Source organism: Streptomyces sp. NPDC001220, from assembly GCF_053597895.1.
The window spans coordinates 148019-160335 of record NZ_JBSFJE010000010.1; the positions used below are offsets into that span (position 1 = coordinate 148019).

The window sequence follows — 12317 nt, forward strand, 5'->3', positions numbered from 1 at the left end:
GACCTTGTGGGTCCACATGTTGAACAGCGAGACGGTCAGACAGGGGCAGTACACGTGCGGCGGCGTAGGGCAGGAATGATCGCGGTGGTGTCCGCAACGGGCATGACAGCGGTCCTTGGTGGCTGTGGGACGACCGGATCCTCGGACGTCACCCTCAGACTCGTCGCCGCCGACTACGGAGACTCCGCCGCCAACAGCTCCCAGAAGTACTGGGACCGGCTGGCCAGGGCGTACGAGGCCAAGCACGCCGACGTGAAGGTCGACGTCACCGTCTACTCGTGGAACGACGTCGACCGCAAGGTCAAGGAGATGGTCGCCGACGGGCAGGCGCCCGACCTCGCCCAGATCGGCTCGTACGCCGACTACGCGGCCGCCGGCGAGCTGTACGAGGCCGGGGACCTGCTCTCCATCCCGGTCCAGGCCGACTTCCCCTCCCAGCTCGCCGAGGCGGGCCAGTGGAACCACGCGCAGTACGGCATACCTTTCGCCGGGTCCACGCGCGTCCTCTTCTACAACAAGACCCTCTTCAGCGAGGCCGGCATCACCCCGCCGACCACCTGGAAGGAGCTGGCGGCCGACGCGGAGGCGCTCAAGGCGCACGGGGTGAAGTACCCGTACGCGCTGCCGCTCGGCCCCGAGGAGGCGCAGGCGGAGACCATGCAGTGGCTGCTCAGCGGCGGCAGCGGCTACACCGACGACATCGGCACGTACACGATCGACTCCGCGCAGAACATCGACACCTTCAAGTGGCTCAAGGACGAGCTGGTGGGCAAGGGCCTGACCGGGCCGACGGCGCCCGGAAAGCTGAACCGCGCGACGGCGTTCGCCGCGTTCGCCGACGGCCAGGTCGGCATGCTCAACGGCCACCCCACGCTCATCAAGCAGGCCGAGAAGAAGGGCGTGAAGTTCGGCACGGTCCCGATGCCGGCCCGCTCCGGCCAGACCAACACCACCGCTTCCATGGGCGTCACCGACTGGATGGCGGCGTTCAAGCAGAACGGCCACGCGGACCAGGTCGGCGACTTCCTCGACTACGTCTACAGCGAGAAGAACGTCCTCGACTTCTCCCGCGAGTACGGCCTGCTGCCGGTCACCACGTCCGCGTCCCAGACGATGACCGACTCCCCCCAGGCCCAGGACAAGCAGCTGCTCCCCTTCCTGGAGCAGCTGCCGACCTCCGAGCTGTACCCGGCCGGAAAGACCTCCTGGGCCGCGGTCAGCGCCGACGTCAAGGAGCAGATAGGCACGGCGGTCACGTCCACGGGCGACCCGACCGCCGTACTCACCCGGCTCCAGTCCGAGGCCGCGGCGGCGGACAGCCGTACCAACACGGGCTGAGCGTTACGGTTCTCGGCATGGACCGGCAAGAACTGGGCGCACGCGAACAGGCGATCCTCGCCCTGGAACGCCGGGGCTTTCCGAGCCCCGGCGCGAAGGAACGGGCGATCCGCGAGGAACTGGACCTGGCGCCGGTGCGCTACTACCAGCTCCTCAACGCCCTGCTCGACGACGAGCGGGCGCTGGCCCATGACCCGGTGACGGTGAACAGGCTGCGAAGGGTGCGGGACGCGCGGCGGACGGACCGCTGAGAGGGGCTGTGGGCCGGGTGGGATCCGCGGGCCGGTGGGGGTTGAGCGCGCAGTTCCCCGCGCCCCTTAAGGGGCGCTCGGATACTGTCGGTTGCATGGGCACCCACTCCACGCAATCCCTTCCGACGCCACGCACCCCCGCTGGTCGCGAAGGGCTCGAGGCCCTGCTCTCGCGGCCCCGCTCCGCCCTCGTCGGTCTCGACTTCGACGGCACGCTCGCGTCGATCGTCGCCGACCCCGAGCAGGCGCGGGCTCATCCGGACGCCGTACCGGCCCTGGCCGCCCTCGCGCCGAAGGTGGCCGCAGTCGCCGTCATCACCGGCCGTCCCGTCGAGATCGCCGTCCGCTACGGCGGTTTCGCCGGCGTCCCCGGCCTGGACCACCTCGTCGTCCTCGGCCACTACGGTGCCGAGCGCTGGGACGCGGCGACCGGTGAGATCACCGCGCCCCCGCCGCACCCCGGCATCGCCGCCGTCCGCGCCGAACTCCCGGCCGTGCTCGACGGCGCGGGGGCGCACGGCGCCTGGATCGAGGACAAGGGCCATGCCGTCGCCGTCCACACCCGCCGGGCCGACGACCCCCAGGCTGCCTTCGAGTCCCTCCGCGCCCCCCTGACCGACCTGGCCACCCGCCACGCCCTGATCGTCGAACCGGGCCGCCTGGTCCTGGAACTGCGCCCGCCGGGCATGGACAAGGGCGTCGCGCTGCGCGAGTACGCGCGAGAGATCGGCGCGGGCGCGGTCCTCTACGCGGGCGACGACCTGGGCGACATCCCGGCCTTCGCGGCCGTGGAGAAACTACGGGCGGAGGGCACCCCCGGCCTCCTCGTATGCAGCGGCAGCGAGGAGGTCACCGAACTCGCGGAGCGGTCGGACCTGGTGGTCGACGGCCCGGAGGAAGTCGTACGGCTACTGCAAACCCTGGCCGAGCTGAGCGCCCCTTAAGGGGCGCGGGACTGTATTCATATGCGGCTCCGCCGCGTGGGCGCGACCAGCCTCCACCGGCCCGCAGCCGGGAAACTCACCCGCCCAACGCCCCCAACTGCTCAAGGAACCAAGCCGCAGGCGGCAACGCGGTGGCCGCCGCGGCCAACCGCTTCGTCCGCTCCGCCCGCTCCTCCACCCCCATGGCCAACGCCTGCTGCAGAGCCGCGGCCGTCCCTCCGATGTCGTACGGGTTCACGACGACGGCGTCCTCGCCCAGCTCCTCGTACGCCCCCGCCTCCCGCGACAGCACCAGCACGCACCCCTCGTCCGAGACCACCGGGATCTCCTTGGCGACCAGGTTCATGCCGTCCCGGATCGGGTTCACCAGGGCCACGTCGGCCAGCCGGTAGGCCGCCAGCGACCTCGCGAAGTCGTCCTTCACATGCAGCACCACCGGCGTCCAACCCGCCGTCCCGTACGCCGCGTTGATCTCGTCCGCGACCCGCTGCACCTCGGCCGTGTAGTCGCGGTACACCGCGAGGTCCTGCCGCGACGGATACGCGAACGCGACATGCACCACCCGCTCCCGCCACTCGGGGTGGTCGTCGAGCAGCTGCCGGTACGCCAGCAGCCCCCGCACGATGTTCTTCGACAGCTCGGTCCGGTCCACCCGGACGATCGTCCTGCGGCCCTCCCCGATCTCCTCGCGCAGCGCCCGCATCCGCTCGTCCACGTCCGGCTCGTGGGACCGCTTCCGCAGGAACTCCGCGTCGGCCCCCAGCCCGTGCACCCCGATCCGGGTCTCCCCGGCCGTCGGGATCCCCGGGCCCAGCACCGCGTGACAGCAGGCCACGAACGCGTCCGCCCACCGCCGGGTCAGGAACGCCGCGTGATCGGCGCCCAGGATCCCGCTCAGCAGCTCCGCCGCGATGTCGTCGGGGAGCAGCCGGAAGTAGTCCGGCGGTGCCCACGGGGTGTGGGAGAAATGGCCGATACGGAGATCCGGCCGCAGCCGGCGCAGCATCCGCGGGGCCAGCGCCAGGTGGTAGTCCTGGATGACGACCACCGCGCCCTGGCCCGCCTCCTGCGCCAGCGCCTCCGCGAACGCCTGGTTGTAGGCCTGGTACGACGCCCACCGCTGCCGGAACTCCGCGTCGAAGACCGGCTCCAGCGGGGTCTGGTAGAGCATGTGGTGGACGAACCAGAGCACCGAGTTCGCGATGCCGTTGTACGCGTCCGAGAACACGTCCGGGTCGATGTCGAGCATCCGGACCTGCTGTCCGCCGGTGTCCCCGGCCGGCAGCCGGCCGCCCTCGGCCCGCCGCACCGCCTCCCGGTCACCGTCGCTCAGCGCCGCGCACACCCACACCGCGTTCGCGTCCGGCCCGATCGCCGACAGCCCCGAGACCAGCCCGCCGCCGCCGCGTCTGGCGTGCAGGGCACCGCCTTCGCCCACGTCATACGAAACCGGGCCGCGGTTGGACGCGACCAGCACCTCAGCACCGCCGGTGGAAGCCATACGCCACAACCTAGCCCGGCCCGGAAACGCTCAAACGTACGGCTACGCCCGACGCGCCGCCGTATACGGCCGTACGACGAAGTCACGCCACCCGGCGCTCGGCGTACTCGGCGATCTCCGCCATCGGCGGCCGTTCCTCGGTGTCCACGGAGTAGGTGCGCGGTTCGAAGCCGTCCTCACCCCGCTCGAACTGGGTGAGGGAGGGGCGGATCAGGTGGCCGCGGGCCAGCCGCAGCTGGGCCGTGCGGTAGATCGCGGCGGACATCCGGCCGAGGGCCTGGCCGTCCTGGTGACGGTGTTTGCGGACCCCCACGTCGACCTGGGCGAGGGCGTCCAGGCCCACCAGGTGCAGGGCGTCGACCAGCATGCCCAGTTCCACGCCGTAGCCGACCGGGAAGGGGAGCTGTTCGAGGAGCGAGCGGCGGGCCGCGTACTCGCCGCCGAGCGGCTGGACGAACCCGGCCAGCTGCGGCCAGTGCATGTTCAGCAGCGGGCGGGCCATCAGTTCGGTGACCCTGCCGCCCTGTCCGGCCGAGCCGGCGAGCGGGCGGTCGTACATCGCCTTGACCAGGTCCACGTCCGGGTCGGTCAGCAGCGGGCCGACGATCCCGGTGACGAAGTCGGAGGAGAACTCCCGCAGGTCTGCGTCGACGAAGCAGACGATGTCCCCGGTGGTGACGAGGAGGGAGCGCCAGAGGACCTCGCCCTTGCCGGGGACGGTGGGGATGCGCGGCAGGATCGTGTCGCGGTGCACGACCCGGGCGCCGGCCGCCGCGGCCACCGCCGCCGTACGGTCGGTGGAGCCGGAGTCGACGACCACGAGCTCGTCGACGAGCGGCGCCTGCCGCATCAGGTCGTGACGGATGATCGCGACGATGTCGCCGACGGTCGCCTCCTCGTTGAGCGCGGGCAGCACCACGGAGACGGACTGTCCGGTGCGCTGCTTGGCGGCGAGTATCCGGTGCAGCGGGCGGTCGTTCATGGACCAGGAGCGGGTGGCCAGCCAGCGCTCGACTTCTTCCAGCACAGTCAGCGGCTCCTCACTGTCACGATCACACTGCGAGGTGTGATCCATCTCGCGGTTCGGACGACTCTCTCAACTGTCCTGGCCTTCGGTTACAGTCTTGAACAACGCCGATGACCATCGCATGTCCTGGGGTCACCGGTCGTTGACAACCGCATACCGCTCATCCAGAGGGGCAGAGGGATACGGCCCGATGAAGCCCCGGCAACCCTCCAGTCGGTTACTCGCTGATCGCTGATCACTGTCGATCACTCGCGAGGCTCCCGGCTAGGGAAGGTGCCAAATCCGTCTCACGGCGAGATGCGTCGTGAGGAAGATGAGGAGAAAGGGCCTCGCCTCACATGGCTGTGCAGACTGCTGCGACCACCACCGACTCCACGACCGTCGACCTCGGTCCCGCCACTGCCCTGAGCTGCCGCGAGTGCGGCCACCGCGTGCCGCTCGGCCCGGTGTTCGCCTGCGAGGAGTGTTTCGGCCCGCTCGAAATCGCGTACGACTTCTCGGCCTACGACACCGAGGAGCTGCGGAAGCGGATCGAAGCGGGTCCCGCGAACATCTGGCGTTACGCGCCGCTGCTGCCCGTCCCCGCGGACGTGGCGACCAAGCCGAACATCAACCCGGGCTGGACCAAGCTCGTCCAGGCCGACAACCTGGCGAAGGAGCTCGGCGTCACCGGCGGCCTGTACGTCAAGGACGACTCCGGCAACCCGACGCACTCCTTCAAGGACCGGGTCGTCGCCCAGGCCGTCGAGGCCGCGCGCGCCTTCGGCTACACCACGCTCTCCTGCTCCTCCACCGGCAACCTGGCCGGGGCGGTCGGCGCCGCCGCCGCCCGGGCCGGCTTCCGCTCCTGCGTGTTCATCCCGCACGACCTGGAGCAGGGCAAGATCGTCATGGCCGCGATCTACGGCGGCGAGCTCGTCGGCATCGAGGGCAACTACGACGACGTGAACCGTTTCTGCTCCGAGCTGATCGGCGACTCGGCCGGCGAGGGCTGGGGCTTCGTCAACGTCAACCTGCGGCCGTACTACGCGGAGGGCTCCAAGACCCTGGCGTACGAGATCTGCGAGCAGCTCGGCTGGCGGATCCCGGACCAGCTGGTCGTCCCGATCGCCTCCGGCTCGCAGCTCACGAAGATCGACAAGGGGCTGCAGGAGCTGATCAAGCTCGGGCTCGTCGAGGACAGGCCGTACAAGATCTTCGGCGCGCAGGCCGAGGGATGCTCGCCGGTGTCGGTGGCCTACAAGGCGGGCCACGACGTGGTGCGGCCGCAGAAGCCGAACACCATCGCCAAGTCGCTGGCCATCGGCAACCCGGCCGACGGGCCGTACGTCCTGGACATCGCGCGCCGTACCGGCGGTGCGGTGGAGGACGTCACCGACGAGCAGGTCGTCGACGCGATCAAGCTGCTCGCGCGGACCGAGGGAATCTTCGCGGAGACCGCGGGCGGGGTGACGGTCGGAGTCACCAGGAAGCTCATCGAGAATGGGCTGATCGATCCGGCGAAGTCGATCGTTGTACTCAACACGGGTGATGGACTGAAGACGCTGGACGCCGTGGCGGGGACCGGGCTCACGGCGACTATCCGCCCGAATCTCGAGTCTTTCCGCGAGGCCGGGCTCGCCTGAGACAGCTGTTGGAAACCAGGGCGTTGCCCCGATCGGAGGTTCAAACGTGAGCGTCACCGTTCGCATCCCCACCATCCTGCGCACCTACACCGGTGGTCAGGCCGAAGTCAGCGCCGAAGGCGGCACCCTCGGCGAGGTCATCTCCGACCTGGAGAAGAACCACACCGGGATCGCCGGCCGTGTTCTCGACGACGAGGGCAAGCTGCGCCGGTTCGTGAATGTGTACGTCAATGACGACGACGTGCGGTTCGAGCAGGGACTTCAGACGGCCACCCCGGACGGTGCCGGCGTCTCCATCATCCCGGCCGTGGCCGGCGGCTGACCTGCTGACAGGCTGATCGAATGACCGAACATTACCTTCGGTAACGCCGATCACCCACTGTTCATTCGATTGCCCCCTCCGTGAGAGAAGCGGAGGGGGCAATTCTGTGTGGTTGAGCGCGGTACAGTTGGGGAACACGGTCCCGATCTCCAGGTCGGGAGCCCTGTATTCGATACCGCTGACCCGACAAGAAGTAGCCAAAGTGTGCGGGTTATATGCGGCTTTCGCGGCTTTTATGGGGCCCGACTTGCCCTGAATTCGGCCGAATTCTTGCTACATTCCGGACCCTTCCCGTCCAGAATTCTCGTCCGATTGACCTGTTGCAGACGGCAGTTGGACAGATACATTCAGCCGCGGTCGACGCGTTCCGGCGCACGCCCCCAACCATTGGGGGGTGAGGTCTGACCCGGATCCGCGAAGTGTGGATCTGTGCAAGGGCCAGTAATAGGGGAGTTAGGCATGGCTCAGGGCACCGTCAAGTGGTTCAACGCGGAGAAGGGGTACGGCTTCATCGCGGTCGACGGTGGTGCGGATGTTTTCGTCCACTACAGTGCGATTCAGATGGACGGCTACCGCACCCTGGAGGAAGGTCAGCGGGTCGATTTCGAGATCTCGCAGGGCCAGAAGGGGCCGCAGGCGGACATGGTCCGGCTCGCGACCAGCTGAAGCACGCGCCGACTGACAGCGTCGTTCTTCTTTCATTGTCGGAGGGCTCGTATCCCATGGGGAGTCATGGGTTACGAGCCCTTTGGCATGCGCGGGACGAGTGGGCCGGCGCACCACCGGGGGGCGGCCCTGGCGCGCCGCCCCGAGCGCGGCCCTGGCGCGGCCCAGTCTCCCGGAGGCGCTTGCACTCGGCATGGGCGAGTGCTAATCATTGGCGTTAGCACTCTGAAGGTGAGAGTGACAAAAATGGACCGGGTCGGTGAGGCCCGCAGGCCGGGTGGGGCAAGGAACCCACGGGTCGGCGAGCCGTCCGTCGCGGGCGCGGGCGCGGTCCGAAGACTCACCCCCAGTCCTGGAGGGACCACTTCACATGGCCAAGATCATCGCGTTCGACGAGGAGGCGCGGCGCGGCCTTGAGCGCGGTATGAACCAGCTCGCCGACGCCGTCAAGGTCACCCTCGGCCCCAAGGGCCGCAACGTCGTCCTTGAGAAGAAGTGGGGCGCCCCCACGATCACCAACGATGGTGTGTCCATCGCCAAGGAGATCGAGCTGGAGGACCCGTACGAGAAGATCGGCGCCGAGCTGGTCAAGGAAGTCGCCAAGAAGACGGACGACGTCGCCGGTGACGGTACGACCACCGCGACCGTGCTCGCCCAGGCCCTGGTCAAGGAAGGCCTGCGCAACGTCGCCGCCGGCGCCAACCCGATGGCCCTGAAGCGCGGTATCGAGAAGGCCGTCGAGGCCGTCTCCGGTGCCCTCCTGGAGCAGGCGAAGGACGTCGAGACCAAGGAGCAGATCGCCTCCACGGCCTCCATCTCCGCCGCCGACACCCAGATCGGCGAGCTCATCGCCGAGGCCATGGACAAGGTCGGCAAGGAAGGCGTCATCACCGTCGAGGAGTCCCAGACCTTCGGTCTGGAGCTGGAGCTCACCGAGGGTATGCGCTTCGACAAGGGCTACATCTCGGCGTACTTCGCCACCGACATGGAGCGTATGGAGGCGTCCCTCGACGACCCGTACATCCTGATCGCCAACTCGAAGATCGGCTCCGTCAAGGACCTGCTCCCGCTCCTGGAGAAGGTCATGCAGTCGGGCAAGCCGCTGCTGATCATCGCCGAGGACGTCGAGGGCGAGGCCCTGTCGACCCTGGTCGTCAACAAGATCCGCGGCACCTTCAAGTCCGTCGCGGTCAAGGCCCCGGGCTTCGGCGACCGTCGCAAGGCGATGCTGAACGACATCGCCATCCTCACCGGCGGCGAGGTCATCTCCGAGGAGGTCGGTCTCAAGCTGGAGAACACGACCCTCGACCTGCTGGGCCGCGCCCGCAAGGTGGTCATCACGAAGGACGAGACCACCATCGTCGACGGCGCCGGCTCCACCGAGCAGGTCCAGGGCCGGGTCAACCAGATCCGCGCCGAGATCGAGCAGTCCGACTCGGACTACGACCGCGAGAAGCTCCAGGAGCGCCTGGCCAAGCTCGCCGGTGGCGTCGCCGTCATCAAGGCCGGTGCCGCGACCGAGGTCGAGCTCAAGGAGCGCAAGCACCGCATCGAGGACGCCGTTCGCAACGCGAAGGCGGCCGTCGAGGAGGGCATCGTCGCCGGTGGTGGCGTGGCCCTGCTCCAGGCCTCCCAGGTGTTCGAGAAGCTGGAGCTCGAGGGTGACGAGGCGACCGGCGCCAACGCCGTGAAGCTCGCCCTGGAGGCCCCGCTCAAGCAGATCGCCGTCAACGGTGGTCTCGAGGGTGGCGTCGTCGTCGAGAAGGTGCGCAACCTTCAGGTCGGCCACGGCCTGAACGCCGCGACCGGCGAGTACGTCGACATGATCGCCGAGGGCATCATCGACCCGGCGAAGGTGACCCGCTCTGCCCTGCAGAACGCCGCCTCCATCGCCGCGCTGTTCCTCACCACCGAGGCCGTCATCGCCGACAAGCCGGAGAAGGCCGCCGCGGCCGCTCCGGGCGGCATGCCGGGCGGTGACATGGACTTCTGATCGACTCTGTCGATCGCTCGTCCTGACCGAGGGCGGTACCCCCTGTTCCGACAGGGGGTACCGCCCTCGGGCGTTCGCGCCGCTCACGGACCAGGTACCGCACCTTCGGCGCGTACCTGAAGCGGGGCGGAAGAGCAGGACGTCCGGGCCCCGCTCATGGACTCCGGGGCCCGCGCCGTCCGTGTCCGGAGTCACACGGCTTTCGGGTGGGGGCGGGAATGGGTATGCCTGGGCCGGTCGTTGTGCACGTACGTGCACTCGATGCGTGTGCACATACCGTCCGGTCTACAGCACACTCGCGAGGAGCCCCCCACGTGACCGTCACCACGCCCCCCGCCTCCCGCGCGGCCGAGATCCTCTCCCGTCCGATCGCCCTGAACGGACTCACCGTCCCCAACCGGATCGTGATGGCGCCGATGACCCGCCAGTTCAGCCCGGGCGGCGTCCCCGGCGAGGACGTGGTCTCGTACTACGCCCGCCGGGCCGCCGCCGGTGTCGGCCTGATCGTCACCGAGGGCACGTACGTCGGTCACGACTCGGCCGGGCAGAGCAGCCGCATCCCGCGGTTCCACGGCGAGGAGCAGCTGGCGGGCTGGGCGAAGGTCGCCGAGGGCGTACACGCGGCCGGCGGCACCATCGTCCCGCAGCTGTGGCACATCGGCATGGTCCGCAAGCAGGGCCAGCCGCCGTTCGCGGACGCCCCCGCCGTCGGCCCCTCCGGCATCCGCCTGGACGGCACCGAGGGCGAGGGCAAGGCGATGACCCGCCAGGACCTGGACGACGTCATCCGCGCGTTCGCCGAGGCCGCGGCCGCCGCCGAGCGCATCGGCTTCGACGGGGTCGAGCTGCACGGCGCCCACGGCTACCTCCTCGACCAGTTCCTGTGGGCGGGCACCAACCGCCGTACCGACGCGTACGGCGGCGACCCGGTCGCCCGTACCCAGTTCGCCGCCGAGATCGTGGCCGCCGTACGCGCGGCGGTCTCCCCGGAGTTCCCGGTGATCTTCCGCTACTCGCAGTGGAAGTCGGACAACTACGACGCCCGTCTCGCCGAGTCCCCGGAGGAGCTGGAGGCGATCCTCACCCCGCTGGCGGCGGCCGGTGTCGACGTCTTCCACGCCTCCACCCGGCGCTACTGGCTCCCGGAGTTCGAGGACTCCGACCTCAACCTGGCCGGCTGGACCAAGAAGCTCACCGGGAAGCCGACCATCACCGTCGGCTCGGTCGGCCTCGACGGCGACTTCATCAAGGGCTTCGCGGGCGAGGGCTCCCCGGTCCGGGGCATCGAGGACCTCCTCGACAGCCTGGAGCGCGAGGAGTACGACATGGTCGCCGTCGGCCGCGCCATCCTCCAGGACCCGGAGTGGGCGGCGAAGGTGCTGGCCGGACGCACGGAGGAACTGAAGTCGTACGACGCGGCGGCGCTCCAGAGCCTGAGCTGAGAGCCCGAGTCGAAGGCTTGAGCAGAGGGCTTGAGCAGAAGGCTTGAGCAGAAGGCTTGAGTCGAGGACTTGAGCAGAAGGCTTGAGTCGAGGACTTGAGCAGATGGCTTGAGCAGAAGGCTTGAGTCGAGGACTTGAGCCGTACCACCCCGTTCGCCCTCGGGCCGGCCCGCGACCAGCAGGCCGAGCCCGAGGGCGAACGCGTACGGCACGAGCGGCACCCGCGTGCCACACGGGCCGGTGATGGCCGGGGCATTCACCGGTACCGTCCGAGCATGCGGATACTCCATCTCTCCGACACCCACCTGGACCGCACCGACGCCCCCAACAAGCGTGGCGTCAACGCCACGGCGTCGCTGCGGCTGATGCTCGACGAACTGCGCCACCTCTCCGGCTTCGACGCGGTCGTCGTCACCGGCGACCTGGCCGACGACGGCGCGGTCGAGGCGTACACCGCGCTGCGCACGCTGATCGGCGCGTACGCCCAGGAACGGAACATCCCCGTCCTGTGCACCACCGGCAACCACGACGAGCGCGAGGCCTTCGCCAAGGTGCTGGGCAGCGGGCACCTGGACGCCGACGGCACCGACCGCGCCGAGCAGGTGTTCGGCGGGGAGGAGCGGGCCGCCGTCAGCACGGTCGGCGGCTGGCGCTTCATCACCCTGGACTCGCTGGTGCCGGGCAGGGTCCACGGCCGGCTGGCCGCGCCCCAGCTGGAGTGGCTGCGCGAAGTGCTGCGCACCCCGGCCGAGCACGGCACGGTCCTCGCCTTCCACCACCCGCCCTTCGCCCTGGACCTCTCGGTGACCCAGCCGGCCTTCGGGCTGCGCGACCCCGGCGAGCTGGCGGCGGCGATCCGCGGCGGCGATGTGCGGATGATCCTCAACGGCCACTACCACCTGCAGCTCTTCGGCCTGCTGGAGTCGGTGCCGGTGTGGGTGACGCCGGGGGTCGTCAACCGGATCGACCTGACCGTGGCGCCCGGTGAGCGGGCGGTGCGCGGGGCGTCGGCCTCGCTGGTGGAGCTGGGCGGGCCGGCCGGTCCGCTGTGCCACACCTTCCATGCGCGCGATCCGCGGGCCCATGAGACGGTGTATGAGATCGACGAGGCGCAGGCCAGGGCGTTCGTCGCCCAGTACGGCTGACGGGTTCACCCATACGGGTGAGTGGTGTTCGGCACTCGTGCGATGTGCCGGACGTTCCACGAG

At 69.5% G+C, this 12317-nt stretch carries 11 protein-coding genes and 1 riboswitch; of the genes, 9 read left to right on the forward strand and 2 right to left on the reverse strand.

What is annotated here, in order from left to right; all coding sequences use genetic code 11:
* Nucleotides 1-102 precede the first annotated feature (102 nt).
* The 3 genes from ACWDGI_RS24370 to otsB all read left to right on the forward strand — a co-directional run bounded on the left by ACWDGI_RS24370 (nucleotide 103) and on the right by otsB (nucleotide 2533).
* Entirely contained in the window at nucleotides 103-1338 is a 1236-nt protein-coding gene (locus tag ACWDGI_RS24370; protein ID WP_450762261.1) for an extracellular solute-binding protein, read from the forward strand.
* 17 nt (nucleotides 1339-1355) lie between these two features.
* Nucleotides 1356-1589: a DUF3263 domain-containing protein gene (locus ACWDGI_RS24375; RefSeq protein WP_393842299.1), complete on the forward strand. Its 234-nt coding sequence runs from the start codon at nucleotides 1356-1358 to the stop codon at nucleotides 1587-1589.
* Nucleotides 1590-1684: 95 nt separating this feature from the next.
* Nucleotides 1685-2533, forward strand: a complete 849-nt coding sequence (otsB, locus tag ACWDGI_RS24380) for a trehalose-phosphatase (protein WP_450762263.1) — start codon at nucleotides 1685-1687, stop codon at nucleotides 2531-2533.
* Between the two features lie 76 nt (nucleotides 2534-2609).
* On the opposite strand, the gene ACWDGI_RS24385 is transcribed toward otsB, so the two are convergent.
* Nucleotides 2610-4034, reverse strand: a complete 1425-nt coding sequence (locus ACWDGI_RS24385; protein ID WP_450762265.1) for an alpha,alpha-trehalose-phosphate synthase (UDP-forming) — start codon at nucleotides 4032-4034, stop codon at nucleotides 2610-2612.
* A gap of 82 nt (nucleotides 4035-4116) precedes the next feature.
* The gene (locus ACWDGI_RS24390) at nucleotides 4117-5061 is read right to left on the reverse strand and encodes a glucosyl-3-phosphoglycerate synthase (protein WP_450762267.1); all 945 of its coding nucleotides are present in this window, start codon (nucleotides 5059-5061) and stop codon (nucleotides 4117-4119) included.
* A 157-nt stretch (nucleotides 5062-5218) separates the two neighbouring features.
* Nucleotides 5219-5381: riboswitch (SAM riboswitch) on the forward strand.
* Between the two features lie 18 nt (nucleotides 5382-5399).
* Here ACWDGI_RS24390 and thrC point away from each other — a divergent pair.
* The 6 genes from thrC (at nucleotide 5400) to ACWDGI_RS24420 (ending at nucleotide 12254) form a co-directional block, all read left to right on the forward strand.
* Nucleotides 5400-6686: a threonine synthase gene (thrC, locus tag ACWDGI_RS24395; protein ID WP_450762269.1), complete on the forward strand. Its 1287-nt coding sequence runs from the start codon at nucleotides 5400-5402 to the stop codon at nucleotides 6684-6686.
* A 46-nt stretch (nucleotides 6687-6732) separates the two neighbouring features.
* Nucleotides 6733-7008: a MoaD/ThiS family protein gene (locus tag ACWDGI_RS24400; RefSeq protein WP_450762271.1), complete on the forward strand. Its 276-nt coding sequence runs from the start codon at nucleotides 6733-6735 to the stop codon at nucleotides 7006-7008.
* A gap of 459 nt (nucleotides 7009-7467) precedes the next feature.
* A complete protein-coding gene (locus ACWDGI_RS24405; protein WP_019057200.1) occupies nucleotides 7468-7674 on the forward strand; it encodes a cold-shock protein in 207 nt (68 codons plus the stop codon).
* A gap of 370 nt (nucleotides 7675-8044) precedes the next feature.
* Nucleotides 8045-9667: a chaperonin GroEL gene (gene groL / locus ACWDGI_RS24410; RefSeq protein WP_351711336.1), complete on the forward strand. Its 1623-nt coding sequence runs from the start codon at nucleotides 8045-8047 to the stop codon at nucleotides 9665-9667.
* A 314-nt stretch (nucleotides 9668-9981) separates the two neighbouring features.
* Nucleotides 9982-11109 carry an NADH:flavin oxidoreductase gene (locus ACWDGI_RS24415; RefSeq protein ID WP_450762273.1) on the forward strand — a complete coding sequence of 376 codons (1128 nt, stop codon included), beginning with the start codon at nucleotides 9982-9984 and terminating at the stop codon, nucleotides 11107-11109.
* A 275-nt stretch (nucleotides 11110-11384) separates the two neighbouring features.
* Nucleotides 11385-12254 (forward strand): metallophosphoesterase family protein, encoded by an 870-nt coding sequence (locus ACWDGI_RS24420; protein WP_450762275.1) that lies wholly within the window; start codon nucleotides 11385-11387, stop codon nucleotides 12252-12254.
* Nucleotides 12255-12317 lie beyond the last annotated feature (63 nt).

Excerpts from the sequence above, each read along its gene's own strand:
- ACWDGI_RS24385 (WP_450762265.1), bottom strand. The coding sequence starts at position 4,034 with ATGGCTTCCACCGGCGGTGCTGAGGTGCTGGTCGCGTCCAACCGCGGC.
- ACWDGI_RS24420 (WP_450762275.1), top strand. The coding sequence starts at position 11,385 with ATGCGGATACTCCATCTCTCCGACACCCACCTGGACCGCACCGACGCC.
- ACWDGI_RS24370 (WP_450762261.1), top strand. The coding sequence starts at position 103 with ATGACAGCGGTCCTTGGTGGCTGTGGGACGACCGGATCCTCGGACGTC.
- groL (WP_351711336.1), top strand. The coding sequence starts at position 8,045 with ATGGCCAAGATCATCGCGTTCGACGAGGAGGCGCGGCGCGGCCTTGAG.
- otsB (WP_450762263.1), top strand. The coding sequence starts at position 1,685 with ATGGGCACCCACTCCACGCAATCCCTTCCGACGCCACGCACCCCCGCT.
- thrC (WP_450762269.1), top strand. The coding sequence starts at position 5,400 with ATGGCTGTGCAGACTGCTGCGACCACCACCGACTCCACGACCGTCGAC.
- ACWDGI_RS24375 (WP_393842299.1), top strand. The coding sequence starts at position 1,356 with ATGGACCGGCAAGAACTGGGCGCACGCGAACAGGCGATCCTCGCCCTG.
- ACWDGI_RS24405 (WP_019057200.1), top strand. The coding sequence starts at position 7,468 with ATGGCTCAGGGCACCGTCAAGTGGTTCAACGCGGAGAAGGGGTACGGC.